The sequence below is a fragment of the Mesorhizobium bavaricum genome, from assembly GCF_056781655.1.
In genome coordinates, this window is record NZ_CM165566.1 from 2,685,990 (window position 1) to 2,703,751 (window position 17,762).

Genomic DNA, 17,762 nt, shown 5'->3' on the forward strand with positions numbered 1-17,762 from the left:
CGGGCGTTGTTGTCCGTGTGGGCGGTTTCGTCAAGAAAAAGTGCTTCGTCGAAAAGAAGGCGGGGCAGAGCTTGGCCGGCGGTTCGACCGTTCTTTGCCGGACGCGAGATTGGGAGGGGCAGCAGTGAAAAGTCAATCCGCCGTGGCAAAGGGCCGGACGGCCACGTCGCGCGGCAGGATGGCAAGCACCTTGAACAGCTCGCCCATCGCCTGCGGACCGGCGAGGCGCTCGACATCGTCGGCGATCTTGTCGCGCGCCGCCTGGTCGGCATCGGCGCCGAGCCGGCCGGCACGCTCGAGAATGCCCATGCCGAGCAGGAAGTCGCCTTGCGTCGACAGATGGGCGTCGAGGCCATGCGCGCGGATGATTGCGGCAAGGGCGGCGAAATCGACATGGGTCGTCAGGTCGGCCTCGCCGGGATTGGCCAGCACATCTTCGTGATTGTGGTTGCGCAAGGCCTGCAGCGTGTCGCCGAGACCCGGCTGGAGGTGGCCATAGTCAAGGAACAGGCCGACGCCGCCATGCCTGGATATGCGTTCGGCAATCGCCGTCATCAGGGCTGCGCGGGCTGGCGCGACCTCGGCGATCGCGCCGTGCGGCGCGTCAGCGGCGTCGTCAGGCAGCAGCGTCGGGTCGACCGAGCCGGCGCCGGCGAAGAAGCGCAGCTCGTTGGTCTCGTCGAGGCCGACCATGCGCTCGCGCCAGCCGGCGCCGGCGCGGACGAACTGGCGGATGGGCACGGCGTCGAACAGTTCGTTGCCGACGAGGAAAATCGGCTGCCGTGGCAGCGTGTCGATGGTCTCGTGCCAGCCGATCGCGAAGGGTGTCGCGCCAAGCGTCTGTTTCTGCACCTCTGTCAGGCGCGGGCTGGTCTCGATCATGGCAAAGGTGGCGCCGTTGGTGAGGGCCGGATCGAGCCGCGACAGGGTGCGCAGCATGTCCTTCATCAGCGTGCCGCGGCCAGGGCCAATCTCGGCGATGGTCAGAGGGAGCGGCCGGCCGCTGGCCTGCCAGGCCTGGTAAAGCCAGACGGCGACGAGTTCGCCGAACATCTGGCTGATCTCGGGCGCCGTGATGAAGTCGCCAGCCGCGCCGAAAGGCTCGCGCGTCGTGTAGTAGCCATCCTCGGGATCGAACAGGCACAGCGCCATGTATTCGTTGACGGGAAGCGGCCCCAACGCCTCGATCAGGTCGACGATGCGGGTTTTCAGCCTTGTCATGCCGGCTGCGTCTTCGTCACCGGTTTGGCGGTCAGCATCGCCCAGATGCCGACCAGCACCATCGGCGACGACAAGATCATGCCCATGGTCAGCCAGTTGGTGCCAAGGAGATAGCCCAGCTGCTGGTCGGGTTCGCGGAAGAACTCGACGAAGATGCGCGACAGGCCATAGCCGCAGATGAAGGCGCCGCCGACGAAGCGCGGCGTCTTCAGCTTGAGGCGCGAATGGGTGAGGATGCGCAGGACGAGGAACAGCACCAAACCTTCGAGCAGGGCCTCGTAGAGCTGGCTCGGGTGGCGGGCGAACGGCCCGCCATTGGGGAATTCGATCGCCCACGGAACGTCGGTGGGCCGGCCCCAGAGTTCGGAATTGATGAAGTTGGCGACGCGCACCAGGCCGAGGCCGACCGGCACGCCGGCGGCCACGACATCGAACAGCGACCAGGTGCGGATGCCGCGCTTGATGGAAAACAGCATCATGGCCAGGATGACGCCGAGCAGGCCGCCATGGAACGACATGCCGCCTTGCCAGACCGCGAAGATATCGAGCGGGTGGGCGATGTAGCGTGGCAGATCGTAGAACAGCACATAGCCGGTGCGTCCACCCAGCACCACGCCGATGGCCGCCCAGACGATGAAATCATCAAGATCCTCCGGCTTCATCGGCAGGACGCCGTTCGGCCACAGCTTCGCATTGGCGGCGAGCCGCTTGGCGTACCACCAGGCAAACAGGATGCCGACGATGTAGCCAATGCCGTACCAGTGCACCGCCAGCGGCCCGATCTGGATGAGGATCGGGTTGATGTTGGGAAAGGGCAGGGAGGCCAACGGCAGCAGGAAATAGTCGTTCAACGGGGAACTCTCGGTTGCGATCGCGTTTGGGCGCGGACCATGCGGCAGGGTTTTGGCAGGGTCAAGGCAAGCCGGACGCTCTCGACTTGATGCCGCACCAGGGCGCAACATGCTTGCATTCCAAGTGCCGCGCTACTAACTCAATTGTGGTAAGCGAGGATTTGCCATGTCGACCGGACCGAACCGCATTCTCGATGAATTCGCCAAGCTGATGACCGATGCCGCCGGCGCTGCTCAAGGCGTGCGCCGCGAGGTCGAGACCGCCTTCAAGGGCCAGGCGGAACGCATCCTCAACACGATGGACGTGGTGCAGCGCGAAGAGTTCGAGGCCGCGCGCGAGATGGCTGCCAAGGCTCGGGAAGAAAACGCCCGACTTGCCGAGCGCATCGAGGTGCTCGAGGCGAAACTTGCCGAATTGACCGGACAAGCCACACCGGCGGCGGCGGCAAAGCCCCGCGCAAAAAAATAATCATTAAACTTTTCCACATAGCCCGATCCTGAAAAGCGCTTTGCCGTGAATCGCTTAACGGCATTGCGTGAATCTTTGTGACAGCGGCTTTCCACATGCGAATGACGCAGTGCGAAAAATTGGGCTGTTCACGCGACTCCCGATCAATAGACTGAATTTGTTGCATGATTCGGAGCCGGGTCATGTGGCCGGGCGGTGGGGTCCGGTCTGGGGTCTTTGCGTCGTGAAGTCCTGGCCGTCCGAGTTCTAGACAAGATTGTTCGTTGTGTGTGCCCTCCCGCGGAGCGTGTGGCGGCGCTCCTCAGAACGACAGGAAGCATTCCATGGAACTTCTCGAACTCGAATTCTCCCGCGAAATCCATCCGGTGGATGTTATCGAGCAGGTGGCCCACAACAACGACTGGTCCTTTGAGCGGGCAGGCGATGACGAGATCTCGATCTCGGTTGCCGGCAGCTGGACCGACTATCACGTATCCTTCTCGTGGATGGAGGATTTCGAGGCGCTGCACCTGGCCTGCGCCTTCGATATCAAGGTGCCGGAGGCTCGCGCGCTCGAAGTGATGCGGCTGCTTTCGCTGATCAACGAGCAGATGCTGTTCGGTCATTTCGACCTCTGGGAGCAGGAGGGCGCGATCATGTTCCGCCAGTCGCTGCTCCTGGCCGGCGGGGTCGAGCCGTCGAGCCAGCAGGTCGAGGTGTTGCTGTCGTCGGCGCTGGAAGCTTGCGAATGCTATTTCCAGGCCTTCCAGTTCGTCGTCTGGTCGGGGACCTCGGCCAAGGACGCGCTGGCCGGCGTGCTGTTCGAGACCTACGGCAACGCCTGAGCCAAGGCAAACAAGACCGAGATGAGTTCGAGCAACGAGCGTAAGCCCGAGATCAGTTTCGCCGATTTCGATCGTGTCGACATCCGTGCCGGCACGATCGTCGAAGCAGAGCCATTTCCGGAGGCGCGCAAGCCGGCGTTCAAGCTGAAGATCGATTTCGGAGCCGACATCGGCATCAAGAAATCGTCGGCGCAGATCACCAAATACTATGCGCTGGAAACGCTGATCGGCCGGCAGGTGTTCGCGGTGGTCAATTTCCCGCCGCGCCAGATCGGCCCGTTCATGTCGGAAGTGCTGACGCTTGGCTTTCCCGACGAGGAGGGCGCCGTGGTGCTCGGCGCCATCGAGCGCAAGGTGCCGAATGGCGGTCGGCTGTTCTAGGATGCGTCGATGGTCAGAGGTGAGGCCGGCTTGCGAACGGCTGATACCTCCGCTTCCGGTGCTCACGTACCCAAACGCACGCTCCGTTCCGGTTCTCGGAGCCCACCATTCTCAGGCCTGACCTGAATCCCAACACATCCTAAGCCGCGACGTTTCTCAGGCGGCCAGCTTCCGGGTCGTGCCGAGTGCATCCTCGACCGTGTCGAGAAACATTTCGGCGCAGGCTTTCCAGCTGTAGCGCATGGCGCGTTCGCGCGCCTCGGCGCGGTCGACGTCGAGGGCGGCGAGCGCCGCCTCGCGCAGGTCGGTCGACACCGCGCCGCCAAAACCGTCGCCGACGATGTCGATCGGACCGGTCACCGGATAGGCGGCGACCGGCGTGCCGCTGGCCAGTGCCTCGATGATGACATTGCCGAACGTGTCGGTGCGGCTGGGGAAGACGAAGACGTCGGCCGACGCATAGATCTCAGCCAGTTCGTCATTGGGGCGGTGACCGAGGAAATGCGCTTGCGGGTATTTCGCCTTGAGCCTGGCAAGCTCGGGACCTTCGCCGACAATCACCTTGCTGCCGGGCAGGTCTAGGTCGAGGAAGGCCGAGAGGTTCTTTTCGATGGCGACCCGGCCGACGCAAAGGAAGACCGGGCCGGGGAAGCCGAGTTCCTTCTTCTTGTCCGGCCGGAAATGGTCGGTGTCGACGCCACGCGTCCAGGGCCGCAGCTTGTTGAAGCCACGTGCCGCAAGGTCGTCGGCGAGCGACTGGGTGGCAACCAGCGTGCCCTGGCCGGAATTGTGGAAATCGCGCAGCCAGCGATAGGCCCAGCTTTCCGGGACCGGCAGGCGCGCGCTCAGATATTCGGGAAAGCGGGTGTGATAACTGGTGGTGAACGGCCGGCCGGCATTGCGGCAATAGCGCCGCGCCATGATGCCCAGTGGTCCCTCGGTGACGATGTGGATGTGGTCCGCCTTGCCGGCTTCGATCAGCCGCGCGACATGGCCGGGCGTGGTCAGCGCCAGGCGGATGTCGGGGTAGGTCGGCAGGGGCAGCGTGCGAAAGATGTTGGGCGTCAGGAAATCCAGCGCGACATCGAAGGATTTCAGCGTTTCGGTGAGCCGCTCCAGCGTGTGGACGACGCCATTGACCTGTGGGCGCCAGGCGTCGGTGACCATCAATATGCGCATGGCGGCCCTTTGCTCGAAAGGTCGACGGTTGCCTTGAGACGATGACGGAACGGCGACCAGCCCGTGGCTCTCGCTTCGCTCCAACGCACCCGGGCGGGCACGGGATCGAAGTGAGGCGGCGGGGCCGAATCAATGGAGGTCGCGCGCTTCATGCGCGCTCTTGACCATGGTTTCATGACGGGCGGATGAAGCCCTGTATCTGGCCAGCCTAAGCGGGAACCTTGATCACGGCGCGAAGGCCGCCGAGCGGGCTGTCGTCGAGGGTGATGTCGCCACCATGGCTGCGGGCAATGTCGCGTGCAATCGACAGGCCGAGCCCGGTGCCGCTGGCATCGAGGTTGCGCGCCTCGTCGAGCCGCACGAAGGGCTTGAACACGTCTTCGCGCCGGTCGGCAGGGATGCCCGGGCCGTCATCGTCAATGGTGACCAGCAACGAGCCGCGGCCATGGTTGGCGTTGACCTCCACCGTCTTGGCATAGCGGAAGGCGTTGCCGATGACGTTGGACATCAGCCGCGCAAAGGCGTTCGGCCGCACATGCACATCGCGGTCGCCGGTCAGCGTCGTCGACAGCTTGCGCTTGCGTAGCCTGGCTTCCTCGTCGAGCTTCCGGAAATAGGCCTCGAGATCGAACCGTCCGGCGTCTTCCGAAGCCTCGCCACGGGCAAAGGCGAGATAGCCTTCGAGCATCGACTGCATGTCGTCGATGTCCTGGTCGAGCGCTGCCTTGGTGTCGGCCTTGCCGCCGGCCAGCGCCAGCTGCAGCTTGAAGCGGGTGAGGATGGTCCGCAGGTCATGGCTGACGCCGGTCAGCATGGCGGTGCGTTGCTCGATCTGGCGTTCGATGCGCTCGCGCATCTGGATGAAGGCAAAGCCGGCGCGGCGAACCTCCTCGGCGCCGCGCGGCCGGAAATCGCGTGGCATCGGCCGGCCCTTGCCGAAGCTTTCCGCGGCTTCGGCGAGCGTCAGGATCGGCCGGATCTGGTTGCGCAGGAAGGGGATGGCGATCATCAACAGCACCAGCGAGGTGCCGACCATCCAGATCAGGAAGATGTGGGTGTTCGAGGCATAGGCCTGGCTGCGGCGCACGAAGACGCGCAGCACCCTGTTCTCAAGCTGGATGCGCACCTCGACGATGTTGGAATTGCCGACCGTGTCGATCCAGAACGGGCGGTTGATCTGGCGGGTGATTTCGGCCGAGAGAACATCATCCAAAATTGAGAAAAACGGCTTTGGACCAGGTGCGGGCAACGGGTCGGGCGGCAGGAGGTCGACCTTCAGCTGCATGCGGTCCTGGGCGATGCGGATGACGTTGGCGTAGTCGGTGTCGTGCGGGTAGGTCTCGATCAAGTCGATGATGGCGGCGATGTCGCGCACGGTGGCCTGCGACAGGCGCTGCGTCACGGTCGCCCAATGGCGTTCCATGAAGACGAAAGCGACGACCGATTGCAGCAGGATCATCGGCGCGATGACGATGATCAGCGAGCGGGCATAGAGCCGCTTCGGCATGTACAGCGAAACGAGGCGCCAGAACCGGTTCCAGGCGCGCGGCACCGCCTTCAGCGTCCGCGCGGCGCGTGCGCTCAAGCCGCCATTATCCGGCTGTTGCAATTCCGTGGTTGCCATTCGCTCTTTTCGCTTGCCCGCGACCGTTCAGCCGGCCGCGGGCGGCATTCTATTCCACGCTGAGCCGATACCCAATACCGCGCACGGTCTGCAGCCAGACCGGATTGGACGGATCGCGCTCGATCTTGCGGCGCAGGCGGTTGATCTGGACGTCGATGGTGCGCTCGCCAACCTCCGAATCGTCGCCGACCAGCTCGTGGCGCGGGATGGTTTCGCCGGCGCGAGCCGCGAAGATCGCCAGGATCTCCTGCTCGCGGTCGGTCAGCTTCAGAGCCTCGCCGCCGCGCTTCAGTTCGCGTCTGGCGATCTGGAAGGTGTAGGGGCCGAAGACCAGTTGCTCGACCTTCGGCGTGGTCGCCGGGCCGCCGCGGCGCAGGATGTTGTTGATGCGCAGGATCAGCTCGCGCGGATCGAAGGGTTTTGGCAGATAGTCGTCGGCACCGGCTTCGAGCCCGGTGATGCGGCTGTCGGTTTCCGACAGCGCCGTCAGCATCAGGATCGGCACGTTCTTTTCGGCCCGCAGCGACTTGGTCAGGTCGACGCCCGTTTCGCCGGGCATCATCACGTCGAGGATCAGAAGATCGAAGTCCAGGCCGGCAAGCTTGCGCCTGGCTTCGCCGGCATTGCCGGCGACGGTGACGCGAAAGCCGTTTTCGGTCAGATACTGCTTGAGAAGATTACGGATGCGGGTGTCGTCGTCGACGACAAGCAAATGCGGCGCATCGTCGTCCGGTGCGGCCGCGTGATCGACGCGTTCAGTGCTCTCCATGGCTTTTCCCTGACATTTTTGCGGACCCAACGTCGATCTGCGCTCTCAGTTCCGGATTGACCATCGCTTCGAGGAACCGTTCCACCAAGGTCCGTTCGGTGACTCCGGAATCTCCCAATGCAGCATGGATGCGGCGCGACTGTGGCCGCGCCAGCGCCAGCGCCAGCGCGCGGCCCTTGGCTGTCGGATACAGCTCGCGCTGGCGGCGGTCGCGCGGACCTTGCAACTGCACGACATGGTCGGTGTCGATCAATTGCTTGAGCACCCGCGCCAGGCTCTGCTTGGTGATCTTCAGCACGTCGAGCAGTTCGGCGACCGTCAGGCCCGGCCTGCGGTTGACGAAATGCAGCACCCGGTGGTGGGCGCGGCCGAAGCCGTAATCGGCCAGGATCTGATCCGGATCGGAGGTGAAGTCACGATAGGCGAAGAAGAAGAGTTCGATGATGGCGAAGTCGATGCCGTCCTCGTCGGTGATTGCCGTCCTGATCGGTTTCCCGGCTGCGTGGCTTCGATCCGTCATCTTTTCTCCGCTTGAAAGAGAGATTATGTCAGTACTATTGACGTAATTTCCCTGCAATGGTAATTTTTGACAAGCTTTTGGGCGGATTGCGAACGAAAAGGCAAGCGAAGCCGGTTTTTCCGGAACTTCCTGAGTTTGCCAGAGCGCCATTATCCGCTTACGCTCCAGCATAAAAGCCGCTTTGCGCGGCCCGACACGAAACAACAATGATACAACACTATGCGGGCTGCCGCCCGCGGGAGGTTACCATGGCATCCGTTCCTTTCGATCAACTGGACGGTTTCATCTGGATGAATGGCGCGTTCGTCCAATGGGGTGACGCCAAGATCCACGTGCTGACCCATGGCCTGCACTACGCCAGCGCCGTCTTCGAGGGCGAGCGCGCCTATGGCGGCGAGATCTTCAAGCTCAACGAACACACCGAGCGCCTGCATGAATCGGCGCGCCTGCTCGGCTTCAAGATTCCCTATTCGGTGGCAGAGCTCAACGACGCTTCCACCACGCTTTTGAAGAAGCAGGGTTTCCAGGACGCCTATGTCCGGCCGATCGCCTGGCGCGGCAGCGAACAGATGGGCGTCTCGGCGCAGAACAACCGCATCAACTGCGCTATCGCCATCTGGCAGTGGCCGAGCTATTTCGATCCGGCGCAGAAGCTGAAAGGCATCCGCCTCGACGTCGCAGAATGGCGCCGGCCCGACCCGCGCACGGCGCCGTCCAAGTCGAAGGCCGCCGGTCTCTACATGATCTGCACCATGTCCAAGCACGCTGCCGAGGCCAAGGGCTATGCCGATGCCATGATGCTCGATTGGCGCGGTCAGGTCGCGGAAGCAACCGGCGCCAACATCTTCTTCGTCAAGGAGGGCAAGATCCATACGCCCAAGCCGGATTGCTTCCTCGACGGCATCACCCGCCGCACGGTCATTGGCCTGGCCAAGGATCGCGGCCTGGAGGTGATCGAACGCGCCATCATGCCGGAAGAGCTCGAAGGCTTCGAGCAATGCTTCCTGACCGGGACGGCAGCGGAAGTGACACCGGTTTCGGAGATCGGACCATACCGATTCGAGGTCGGTGAAATTGCCAAGAATCTCATGAATGACTATTCTGCTGCGGTTCAGCCCAAGCACGCGATCGCAGCAGAATAACGATAGTCACAGCTTTTCGAGCAAGCAGGGGCGGTTTTGGGGCCGCCCCTTTTATTTAAGCGTTTCTGCATTTGACTTTCACCCAATTCGGCGTCTCATGAAGCTGTCGGCCCGGGAGGCTGGCAGCTATGGAGGGACTAATCATATGGACATGAACACGCTTCTTCCGATCATTATACAGGTGATTACGGGTATCATCGGTGGTCAGGCGGTCGGTGCGGCGCTCAAGACGGCGGCGATGGGTCAGCTTCCCAAAATCCTGGGTGGAGCCATTGGTGGCGTCGGCGGTGCGGCGATCCTCGGCAGCCTGCTTGGTGGCGGCGCGGTCGATCCGGCGGCTGCGGCAGCGGCAACGAGCGGTCTTGGCAGCGCGCTGAACCTCAACAACATCATCGGCGGTGCCGGCGGCGGCGCGATCCTGACCGGCATTCTCGGCGCGGTCATGGGCGCCATGAAGAAGTAAGCTATTCGGTCTAGGTGTTCTAAATGGGCGGCTTCGGCCGCCCATTTTCGTTTTCAGAGCGACTGATTGTTGGTCTTGCGAGGGGTGGACGCCCTTCGCCCGCGCCTCTACATCACGCTGGAATAGCGAAAGGACGATCATGGGTCAGCTCAATGCCGGCATCGTGCCGGTCACACCGTTCCAGCAGAATTGCACCATCCTGTTCGACATGGACGACAAGCATGGGGTGGTCGTCGATCCGGGCGGCGACATCGACAAGGTGCTGGCGGTGCTGAAGGACAATGCGATATCAGCCGGGGCCATCTGGATCACGCATGGCCATATCGACCATGCCGGTGGCGCCATGGAGTTGAAGGAGGCGCTCGGCGTCGACATCATCGGCCCGCATGAAGCCGACAAGTCTTTGCTCGACAATCTGGAAAACCAGGGCAGGCGTTACGGCATCGCCGGTGCGCGCAACTGCGTGCCCGACCGGTTCCTGACCGAAGGCGAGACTGTGTCGTTCGGCTCGCATGTGTTCGAGGTGTTGCATTGTCCCGGCCATGCGCCCGGCCATGTCGTCTACTACAACCGCGCGGCCAAGTTCGCCCATGTCGGCGACGTGCTGTTTCGCGGCTCGGTCGGCCGCACGGACCTGCCGGGCGGCGACCATGCGGCGCTGATCGCCTCGATCAAGGACAAGCTCCTGCCGCTCGGCGACGACACCGGCTTCATATGCGGCCATGGTCCCGGCGGACGCTTCGGCGAGGAGCGCCGGACCAACCCTTTTCTGACTTAAAGCCGGTCGCGTCGAAACGGATCCATGCGACGCGCTTTAAGGGGCAGCGCCGAACTCAAGAGAAATCTGGGACGTCGAGCCCAACAACAAAAAAGCGCTGGCCTCGCGGTCATCGCTTTTTTGTTTGGGGCAGGGAAGCCCTTGATCTTAGTTGGCCGTGCAGAAATGCTGTTCGCCGTCATTGCCGGTGAACGTGCCGGTGCGGGAGTTGAAGGTACGGTAGCGATCCGAGCAATAGTCATACCAGCCACGGGTCCACGGCTCGGCGTAGCCTTCATTGTAGACAACCCTCGGCTCTGCATAGTAGCGGCGGACCGGCGCCGGCCGTACCACCACGTCACGATCGTAGTAACCGTCATCGTAGTAGCGGTCAGCGTAGGCCGGGGGCTGGTCATTGGCCAACGCGCCACCGATCAGCGCGCCGGCCGCAAGGCCGAGGACGCCGGCGGCGATCGCGTCGCCGTTGTCGTGATGGCCGTGACGGCGCCAGTCACCCGCGTTGGCAGCGGGTAAGGTCGCGAGCGTGGTGGCGACCACGGCAGCGGACAGGACGGCGGTCTTGAAAATTCGGTTCATGTCTGTCTCCTTCGTACCGGCCCGTGCAGTTTCGGGGGGATGCGGGCCGGCTTTACCAAAGACTAATATGCGACCATGGCTGAACCGGGGCTGAACGGATTTCGACGCATCCATGTCAAAACAAGCGTAAAAGACCCCTCAAGGGAGCGGGGCTGTCCAGCCGGAGCCATCGCCTGTCTGAAGCCGGCTCAGCCGACCGACAGATTGACGGCTTTGGGGCCCTTGCCACGCTTGTCCGGCTCCGTGTCGAAGGACACTTTCTGGCCATCCTCGAGACCAGGAAGACCTGACGCCTGCACGGCTGAAATATGGACGAAAACATCCTTCGCGCCATCATCGGGCGTGATGAAGCCGAAGCCCTTGGCATGGTTGAAGAATTTGACGGTGCCGGTCTGCGGCATGGGAAGCTCCTTTGATCCCATAAAGTCCAGTCTCGGGCCGGCAAATGCCCGAGTGGAAATTTGTCCTTTATTTTAGCGCTATCGGCAAGAGAAAGTTTTGCGGGCCCTGAAGCGCGCCGCGCTTGTAAGGGATTCGGGCGCGACCCACTTTAAACCTTTGTTTTTATGCATGTCGTTGTCTCAAAGCTGCTGTGCGCTTTTGAGCGACATGCATTGGGCTGAACTCGCAACACGAAAAAGGCGCGACGATAACCGCCGCGCCTTTCAAAATTCAAATCCCTCTCCAAGCCAGGTCCAGGCATTGGAGCCTCCGTCGCACGTCCGAGAGACGTGCGGCGTGCCGATGGCTCAGGCAGCGCGGAGGTTGACGGCCTTGGGGCCCTTGCCCATGCGATCCGGCTCGACGTCGAAGGTGACCTTCTGGCCGTCGACGAGCGTGCGCAGGCCGGAGGCCTCGATCGCGGAAATATGGACGAACACATCCTTGGCGCCGCCATCGGGCGTGATGAAACCGAAGCCTTTGGTCGCGTTGAAGAATTTAACGGTGCCGGTCTGGGCCATTGGGGAAACTCCTTCACCCGTTCAGTCTGGTGGTCCTGCCCGCCGCCTGGCGCAATGGGCAAGTCCCGGTGGTTGCTTCGGCAGTCATGCATTGGCGCATGGTCAAACCCCCCGCCGAAAACGGGGCCGTCAGAGATTCACAGTATCGGGGAAAGGTCGTCCAAAACGTTCCGCTCTCCGGGTCGCAAATGCCCGAACACGGAATTTATCGCACGGAAACGTGATGGTTGCAAGATAGCGCCGCGGGCCGCCACACTGGGCGCATCCCGACGCATGGATCGACTGACCTGAGCATCGATGCGGCTGGACATAGGCTTGGTTGCAGGCTGGGTCATCGGCCAGAACCGGGCCACGAATGGGCCAGGTGCGATGGTGCCTGCGAGATGGGATGATAGCTGCCGCAGCCCCTGGCGGCGTTGCCGTGGGGGTGCGAACAGGGGTTGCATTTGGCAAGGGAATGGCGAGGATCGTCTTCCCGGGACGGGATCGAGGGAGAGATCAACATGAAGTTTCTGGCGGCAACCTTTTCGCGGCAAGGTTTTGCCGTCCTGTTCCTGTCGGCAATTCTTGCCGCCTGCACCGTCGTCGTCGACGAGGGACCAGGTCCGCGTCCGCCCCGGCCCGAACCGCAATATTGCAGCAGGCAATACGAGCCGGTCTGCGCCCGGCGCGGTGGCGACCGCCAGACCTTCGCCAATGCCTGCCTTGCCGACCGTGCCGGCTATCGCATCGTGCGCGACGGCCCGTGCCGCGACGGCGGTGGCGGCGGCGGCGGTGAAGAGCAGACATTCTGCACCCGCGAATACGCTCCCGTGTGCGCGCGCCGGCATGGCGAACTGCGGACCTTCCCCAATTCCTGCGAAGCCCGCGCCGCGGACTATCGCGTCGTTGGCGACGGACCGTGCTGAGGGGGCTGGGCGTGTCTTGCCTTCTCACAAGGGGAGTAGGGAAAACCGAGGCGTTCGCTCACACCTCCGACGGATAGGCTCCATCGGCCGGGCCGGCGTAGAGCTCGCTGCCGTTGTCGTCGGAAATGCGCAGGCGATCGGGGATTTGCGGCATGGCCAGCGTATGGAACAGCGCGGTGGCACCCTGGAGGACGGCGCGCAGATTCGGCGCTTCCAGCGACACCTTGTCGAGCGTGGCTTCGTCGGCGTCGCGCGACCGGTAGAACTCGATGACGAAGTTCAAGCGCGCCTCCGTGCGGGGGTGTGTTGCGCAGGCCTGTTGCGTCAGTCCGCCGCCTTACATAGTGGGCGACGGGGGGCGCACGAGGCGCCCCTGGGCTGTCAGCCCTTCGACTTCGGCTTCAGGCTGCTCTCGGCCTGCTTGACCGACGAGCCGAACGGGGAGGCGGGTTTGGCCACGACCTTGTCCTTCTTCGGCTTGCGCGTTTCGCGATTGCTTCGCTGTTGACCTTTGGACATGTCCTGCTCCTGGTGCGTGCTGGGTTGGCTTTGCCAAAGCGCGTCTTATCCGACGCGCCTTAGGGTCATTGTTTTGTACATGTCGTTGTCCCAAAACCGCTGCGCACTTTTGGGCGACATAGGTCTCAGACGACCGAGTTGCTGGCCACAACCGGGTTGTCGGTGACAACCGGGTTGCCAGTAGCAACCGGATTGTCTGCCGGTTCGAGATTGTCTTCGGTGGTGACCCGCTCATGGGTCTCCTGCTCGCTGCGGATGCGGTATTGCGGCGAGCCATCCTTGACCGGCAGCCTGCTCTTGATCTGGAACAGTTCCGCGGTCTTCTGGACGAGACCAGTGCGGCTCTTCATGCGGACAGTCTGACCGATCGCAAACTGGTGCGAGGGCGTGTCGGTGCGCGGGCGCGCATTCTGCTGGAAACGGATCATGCTGCATTCTCCCGGTCGCGCTTCAGCGCTGTTTCGAGCTCGAGGTAGTCGATGGCGACAAGCTGGCTGGTTGTCGGGTTCTTCACTGCCCTTGCCGGCAGATGGATGAAGGTGGCGACGCGGCGCCAGGCAAGCCGCGACATACCCTCGATCACCTCTTCGTCGTGATCGACGTCGTAGTCACCGGCCGGCAGCTGTCCCTCCAGTCCGCCGAGCACGAAGGGTGCAGCGAAATGGACAATGGAGTGGGTGGTGCGGTCCGGCATTGTCTTACCTTGATGTTTCCGGCCTTGATGTTTCCCGGCATCAACCGGAAAGCATTGCGCCTCGCGGCGCGACGTAAACAGCCGCCTGAAAGCAAAAAAGCGGGGACGAGCCCCGCTTTCCTATTTCCGGCAATCGCTGGAAATAAGCCTCTTTCGAGAGCTGCCAGTACATCCGTGGTCAGCGTTCATCGAATTCGGCCGGATCAGATCAGTTGCAAATTGGCGGCCGACTCGCGGCCCTTGGTGTCACGCTCCAGGTCGAACTGCAGCTTCTGGCCTTCGGCGAGGCCAGGGAAACCGGCGCGCTCCAGCGCGCTGACATGGACGAAAACGTCCTTGCCGCCATCGGTCGGCTGAATGAAGCCGAAGCCCTTCTGGCCATTGTAGAACTTCACGGTTCCGGTGTTCATGTGGGTCTTTCGAAGAATGAGAAATGGTCGCGGAGCGAATCTGCCGCGCGCCCGGTATCGATGATTGGAATGAGATTGGCGGGTCGAGAACCTCTGACGCCGCGATATGTCAATTCTGGCCCAAAGCGATCCTGCTTACATAGCTCGTCAGACCCAATTGTTCAAGAAGATTTCTAAAAAACACTCGGCTTATCTAAAAAATAGATCGCTGTAACCATTTGAAAAATTCTGATATGGATCAGGCGCTTCTAAAAAAATGCTTAGGATTATGCTGGGACGATTGTCCCGGCACTTGTATTTTATTTATTTTCGAAAGGACAAAAGCCATGGTTTCCGTCAGAACCCCGAGAGGCACGACCGTAGCGATCAACCCGATCATCAAGCCAGCCATCCTGCACGCCCATGCCGTTGGCCCGAATGGCAAGCCGATGATCGTCAAGACAGCACGGCTGACCATCAGAAGCGATGAGGCGGCAAGGCGAACGATCGCTGATACCGACGGCACCGTGAGGCGGGCCAGACAGGTTGCCGAGACCAACCGGCTGATCTGATCGTCCACACCGGCTGAGGGGGGGCGCAAAACCACGTGAAGACTTGAACCTGTCGCGCCAATGGCCTAGATCGCGGCAGGCAGACAAACACGGCAGGTTTCCCATCAACAGAGATCAGAGAAGAGCGGCGGGTGCAGGAGCCAGATCTGGCGCTGGAGGACAGCCGCCGCTGGGGCTGGACCAGTATGTGCAGCAGGCACTGCAGCTGCACCAGGCCGGGCGCCGGCAGGAAGCCGAGGCGCTTTACCGTCAGGTGCTGGCGCGCAAGCCCAATCACGCGGCTGCGGCGCATTTCCTGGGCCTGCTGCTCCACCAGACCGGGCGCAGCGAAGAGGGACTGGATCTCATCGAACAGTCGGTGAGCCTGCAGCCGACGAATCCCGATTTCCTCAACAATTTCGGCACGGTGATGCGCGATCTCGGCCGCATCGCAGCGGCAATCGATTTCTTTCGCGGTGCGGTGGATATCCGGCCGGACCAGCTCGCGGCGCGCGACAATCTTGGTTCGTCACTGAAGCAGCTCGGCCAGTTCGAGGAGGCCGAAGAGATCTACCGCGGCACGATCGGGCGCAATCCGTTCCATGCTCGCGCCCGCATCGGACTTGCCGAAACGCTGCAGGAGGCCGGTCGGCTGGACGAGGCGCTGGCCGTCTTTCGCGAGGCCCTGACCATCCGCCCGAAAGATGCCGACCTGCTGCACGGGTTGGGCGTCGGGCTGATGGAAAAGGGCAAGCTCGATGAAGCGGCCGATCATTTCCGGCAGGCGCTGGCGATCAACCCCGGCATGGCGAGAGCCTGGCTGCTGCTGACGCAGGTCAAGCGCCAGAAGGAGCGTGATGTCGAGCTGACCAGCATGGAGGCCCAGCATGCCAAGGCGCCGCAGGACAGTCTGGCGCGCATGCAGTTGTCCTTCGGCCTCGGCAAGGCCAATGACGATCTGAAAGACTATGGCAGGGCCTTCGACTATTTCGCCGAAGGCAATGCGATCCGCCGCAAGGGCATCGACTACGATCCGGCCAGGACGCGGGCCGAATTTGAGGCGATGAAGGCCACCTTCGATGCCGGCTTCTTCGAGAAACACCGGCCGAGCACGATCAGTGACGACACGCCGATCTTCGTCGTCGGCATGCCGCGCTCCGGCACGACGCTGATTGAGCAGATCATCGCCAGCCATCCCCAGGTCTATGGCGCTGGCGAGCTCAGCATCCTGAAAACGGCGGTCGGCAAGCAGTTTCCGTTGTCCATGAAGGGCGGCTTTCCTGCAGGGATCGCCGACATGCCCGACAAGGCTTTTGCCGAGGCTGGCGAGGCGTATCTCGATATGCTGCGCGCCCGCTATCCCGGCTTCAAGCATGTCACCGACAAGATGCCGGGCAACTTCCTGCTCGTCGGCTTCCTCCATCTGATGCTGCCGAAGGCGAAGATCGTCCATTGCGCGCGCGATGCGGCGGCGACGTGCCTGTCGATCTACAAGGTGCATTTCCGCGGCGACAGCCACCGCTACGGTTACGACCTCGGCGAGCTCGCCGATTTCCATAACCTCTACACCGACATCATGGCGCATTGGCATACCGTGCTGCCTGGGGTGGTGCATGATGTGCGCTATGAGGATTTCGTCGCCGACCAGGAAGGGCAGACGCGGGCGCTGATCGCCCATCTCGGCCTGCCATGGAACGATGCTGTCCTGTCGTTCCACGAAACCGACCGGCCGGTGCGCACGGCTTCCGCTGCGCAGGTGCGCCAGCCGATGTATCAGGGCTCGGTCGATTTGTGGAAGCGCTATGGCGATCGGCTCAAGCCGCTGCTGGACAAGTTGGACTGACGCGGACGCCTACAGCTCCATGAACGGCTTGAAGCCGCCGAAGATCATGCGCTTGCCGTCGAACGGCATCGTCGCCCAGTCGGCCGTCAGGCGCGGGTCGGCCATCACCTTGGCCATGACGGCATCGCGGCTTTCTCGCGATTCATAGACGATCCAGGAAAAGACGACGATCTCGTCCTCCTTGGCCTGCACGGCGCGCGGGAACGAGGTGGTCTCGCCATAAGGCACGTCGTCGCCGACACATTCGACATAGGCGAGAGCGCCGTGTTCCATCCAGACGGCGCCGCCGGTGTTGGCGAGCTTCTTGTAGTCGTCGAGTTTTGCCTTGGGCACGGCAAGCACGAAGCCATCGACATAGGACATGGTGGGTCTCCTTTGCTGAAATAGAACGCCGGGCCGGCAGGGGTGCAACCCGGCGCAGGTGAGCGCATCATCCTCGCCGGCGGCAAGGGCGTTGCTGCTCGATGAGAAAACCTACTTCGCCGGTGCGTTCATCGCCCAGGCCACGCCGAACGGATCGTTCAGTTGACCCCAGCGGTCGCCCCAGAACATCACCTGCAATGGCGTGACCACCTCGCAGCCGGCATCGACGGCGCGCTGCCACCAGGCATCGATGTCGCCATCATCGAGATGGAGCTGCATGGTGTAGCCCTGCGCCTTTTGATGCGGATGGCCGTGCTCGGGATAGGCGTCGCAAAGCATCAGCGTCGAGCCGTTGATGTGAAGATGGATGTGCATGGTGCGGCCTTGTTCGTCGGCCGGATAGGCAAATACCTGCTCGGCGCCGAAGGCCTTCTTGTAGAATTCGGCGGCCTTGAAGGCGCCGTCCACCTGCAGATAAGGGGTCAATCCGCCGAGCACTTTCGCCGCGGGCTGAACGGGGGTCTGGTCAGTCATGTCTTGCTCCTCTTTGCGTTTGGCTGGCCTTGCGAACCATAGGACGCATGAGGTGACGGCAATCCTACATGGCCGTGGAAATTTTTCGCAAGCCGCCCGCACAGACCTGGTAGCCGTTGGTCTTCAGCGGGAGCCGTGAAATGAACTTGCGTCGGCGGGCCTCAATCAGAGCGCAATCCTCGCGGCTCGCAGGATAGAACAG

General features: G+C 62.5%; 25 protein-coding genes. 9 read left to right on the forward strand and 16 right to left on the reverse strand.

All coding sequences use genetic code 11. From position 1 onward, the window contains the following. Window positions 1-132: 132 nt before the first annotated feature. A complete protein-coding gene (locus AC1RZR_RS12995; protein WP_477270272.1) occupies window positions 133-1,221 on the reverse strand; it encodes a class I SAM-dependent methyltransferase in 1,089 nt (362 codons plus the stop codon). Further along, window positions 1,218-2,072 (reverse strand): prolipoprotein diacylglyceryl transferase, encoded by an 855-nt coding sequence (gene lgt, locus AC1RZR_RS13000; protein ID WP_477270274.1) that lies wholly within the window; start codon window positions 2,070-2,072, stop codon window positions 1,218-1,220. The genes AC1RZR_RS12995 and lgt overlap by 4 nt, the downstream gene beginning before the upstream one ends. 166 nt (window positions 2,073-2,238) lie before the next feature. Here lgt and AC1RZR_RS13005 point away from each other — a divergent pair, with 166 nt between their 5' ends. From AC1RZR_RS13005 to AC1RZR_RS13015, 3 genes are all read left to right on the forward strand, one after another. Then, on the forward strand, window positions 2,239-2,541 hold the full coding sequence (locus AC1RZR_RS13005; RefSeq protein WP_477270276.1) for an accessory factor UbiK family protein: 303 nt from the start codon (window positions 2,239-2,241) through the stop codon (window positions 2,539-2,541). A 323-nt stretch (window positions 2,542-2,864) separates the two neighbouring features. Next, on the forward strand, window positions 2,865-3,365 hold the full coding sequence (locus AC1RZR_RS13010; RefSeq protein ID WP_006202532.1) for a type III secretion system chaperone family protein: 501 nt from the start codon (window positions 2,865-2,867) through the stop codon (window positions 3,363-3,365). A gap of 21 nt (window positions 3,366-3,386) precedes the next feature. Further along, window positions 3,387-3,746, forward strand: coding sequence for a tRNA-binding protein (locus tag AC1RZR_RS13015; RefSeq protein WP_477270278.1), 360 nt, complete (start codon window positions 3,387-3,389; stop codon window positions 3,744-3,746). A 156-nt stretch (window positions 3,747-3,902) separates the two neighbouring features. Here AC1RZR_RS13015 and AC1RZR_RS13020 read toward each other — a convergent pair whose 3' ends face one another. From AC1RZR_RS13020 to AC1RZR_RS13035, 4 genes are all read right to left on the reverse strand, one after another. Further along, the gene (locus AC1RZR_RS13020) at window positions 3,903-4,925 is read right to left on the reverse strand and encodes a glycosyltransferase family 4 protein (RefSeq protein ID WP_477270280.1); all 1,023 of its coding nucleotides are present in this window, start codon (window positions 4,923-4,925) and stop codon (window positions 3,903-3,905) included. A gap of 208 nt (window positions 4,926-5,133) precedes the next feature. Further along, window positions 5,134-6,549 (reverse strand): ATP-binding protein, encoded by a 1,416-nt coding sequence (locus tag AC1RZR_RS13025; RefSeq protein WP_477270282.1) that lies wholly within the window; start codon window positions 6,547-6,549, stop codon window positions 5,134-5,136. Between the two features lie 49 nt (window positions 6,550-6,598). Then, a complete protein-coding gene (locus AC1RZR_RS13030; protein ID WP_095090873.1) occupies window positions 6,599-7,318 on the reverse strand; it encodes a response regulator in 720 nt (239 codons plus the stop codon). Further along, window positions 7,305-7,838, reverse strand: coding sequence for a MarR family winged helix-turn-helix transcriptional regulator (locus tag AC1RZR_RS13035; protein ID WP_379101010.1), 534 nt, complete (start codon window positions 7,836-7,838; stop codon window positions 7,305-7,307). The genes AC1RZR_RS13030 and AC1RZR_RS13035 overlap by 14 nt, the downstream gene beginning before the upstream one ends. A gap of 248 nt (window positions 7,839-8,086) precedes the next feature. Between AC1RZR_RS13035 and AC1RZR_RS13040 the strand changes: the two genes are divergently transcribed. The 3 genes from AC1RZR_RS13040 to AC1RZR_RS13050 all read left to right on the forward strand — a co-directional run bounded on the left by AC1RZR_RS13040 (window position 8,087) and on the right by AC1RZR_RS13050 (window position 10,221). Continuing rightward, on the forward strand, window positions 8,087-8,980 hold the full coding sequence (locus AC1RZR_RS13040; protein WP_379100864.1) for a branched-chain amino acid aminotransferase: 894 nt from the start codon (window positions 8,087-8,089) through the stop codon (window positions 8,978-8,980). 145 nt (window positions 8,981-9,125) lie between these two features. Further along, window positions 9,126-9,443: a hypothetical protein gene (locus tag AC1RZR_RS13045; protein WP_379101007.1), complete on the forward strand. Its 318-nt coding sequence runs from the start codon at window positions 9,126-9,128 to the stop codon at window positions 9,441-9,443. A 139-nt stretch (window positions 9,444-9,582) separates the two neighbouring features. Continuing rightward, the gene (locus AC1RZR_RS13050) at window positions 9,583-10,221 is read left to right on the forward strand and encodes an MBL fold metallo-hydrolase (protein ID WP_477270285.1); all 639 of its coding nucleotides are present in this window, start codon (window positions 9,583-9,585) and stop codon (window positions 10,219-10,221) included. 147 nt (window positions 10,222-10,368) lie between these two features. On the opposite strand, the gene AC1RZR_RS13055 is transcribed toward AC1RZR_RS13050, so the two are convergent. The 3 genes from AC1RZR_RS13055 to AC1RZR_RS13065 form a co-directional block, all read right to left on the reverse strand. Further along, the gene (locus AC1RZR_RS13055; RefSeq protein WP_477270286.1) at window positions 10,369-10,797 is read right to left on the reverse strand and encodes a BA14K family protein; all 429 of its coding nucleotides are present in this window, start codon (window positions 10,795-10,797) and stop codon (window positions 10,369-10,371) included. A 188-nt stretch (window positions 10,798-10,985) separates the two neighbouring features. Further along, a complete protein-coding gene (locus tag AC1RZR_RS13060; RefSeq protein ID WP_013530020.1) occupies window positions 10,986-11,198 on the reverse strand; it encodes a cold-shock protein in 213 nt (70 codons plus the stop codon). Between the two features lie 348 nt (window positions 11,199-11,546). Further along, on the reverse strand, window positions 11,547-11,759 hold the full coding sequence (locus AC1RZR_RS13065) for a cold-shock protein (RefSeq protein WP_006202520.1): 213 nt from the start codon (window positions 11,757-11,759) through the stop codon (window positions 11,547-11,549). 503 nt (window positions 11,760-12,262) lie between these two features. Between AC1RZR_RS13065 and AC1RZR_RS13070 the strand changes: the two genes are divergently transcribed. Then, window positions 12,263-12,667 (forward strand): Kazal-type serine protease inhibitor family protein, encoded by a 405-nt coding sequence (locus AC1RZR_RS13070; protein WP_477270288.1) that lies wholly within the window; start codon window positions 12,263-12,265, stop codon window positions 12,665-12,667. Between the two features lie 58 nt (window positions 12,668-12,725). Here the strand turns inward: AC1RZR_RS13070 and AC1RZR_RS13075 are convergent, their stop codons facing one another. The 5 genes from AC1RZR_RS13075 to AC1RZR_RS13095 all read right to left on the reverse strand — a co-directional run bounded on the left by AC1RZR_RS13075 (window position 12,726) and on the right by AC1RZR_RS13095 (window position 14,290). Next, window positions 12,726-12,950, reverse strand: coding sequence for a hypothetical protein (locus AC1RZR_RS13075; RefSeq protein WP_477270290.1), 225 nt, complete (start codon window positions 12,948-12,950; stop codon window positions 12,726-12,728). Between the two features lie 98 nt (window positions 12,951-13,048). After that, entirely contained in the window at window positions 13,049-13,186 is a 138-nt protein-coding gene (locus AC1RZR_RS13080) for a hypothetical protein (protein ID WP_164482279.1), read from the reverse strand. 125 nt (window positions 13,187-13,311) lie between these two features. After that, window positions 13,312-13,614 (reverse strand): hypothetical protein, encoded by a 303-nt coding sequence (locus AC1RZR_RS13085; protein ID WP_477270293.1) that lies wholly within the window; start codon window positions 13,612-13,614, stop codon window positions 13,312-13,314. After that, complete coding sequence (locus tag AC1RZR_RS13090; protein ID WP_477270295.1) at window positions 13,611-13,880, reverse strand: hypothetical protein; 270 nt, start codon at window positions 13,878-13,880, stop codon at window positions 13,611-13,613. The genes AC1RZR_RS13085 and AC1RZR_RS13090 overlap by 4 nt, the downstream gene beginning before the upstream one ends. Window positions 13,881-14,083: 203 nt before the next feature. Then, on the reverse strand, window positions 14,084-14,290 hold the full coding sequence (locus AC1RZR_RS13095) for a cold-shock protein (protein ID WP_379100846.1): 207 nt from the start codon (window positions 14,288-14,290) through the stop codon (window positions 14,084-14,086). Between the two features lie 326 nt (window positions 14,291-14,616). Between AC1RZR_RS13095 and AC1RZR_RS13100 the strand changes: the two genes are divergently transcribed. Together AC1RZR_RS13100 and AC1RZR_RS13105 are read left to right on the forward strand one after the other, a co-directional pair. Then, the gene (locus tag AC1RZR_RS13100) at window positions 14,617-14,841 is read left to right on the forward strand and encodes a hypothetical protein (RefSeq protein WP_477270297.1); all 225 of its coding nucleotides are present in this window, start codon (window positions 14,617-14,619) and stop codon (window positions 14,839-14,841) included. 187 nt (window positions 14,842-15,028) lie between these two features. Next, window positions 15,029-16,663: a tetratricopeptide repeat-containing sulfotransferase family protein gene (locus AC1RZR_RS13105; protein ID WP_477270299.1), complete on the forward strand. Its 1,635-nt coding sequence runs from the start codon at window positions 15,029-15,031 to the stop codon at window positions 16,661-16,663. Between the two features lie 9 nt (window positions 16,664-16,672). On the opposite strand, the gene AC1RZR_RS13110 is transcribed toward AC1RZR_RS13105, so the two are convergent. Next, on the reverse strand, window positions 16,673-17,026 hold the full coding sequence (locus AC1RZR_RS13110) for a DUF1428 domain-containing protein (protein ID WP_481828597.1): 354 nt from the start codon (window positions 17,024-17,026) through the stop codon (window positions 16,673-16,675). A gap of 111 nt (window positions 17,027-17,137) precedes the next feature. Next, a complete protein-coding gene (locus AC1RZR_RS13115) occupies window positions 17,138-17,560 on the reverse strand; it encodes a VOC family protein (protein WP_477270301.1) in 423 nt (140 codons plus the stop codon). Between the last annotated feature and the right edge of the window lie 202 nt (window positions 17,561-17,762).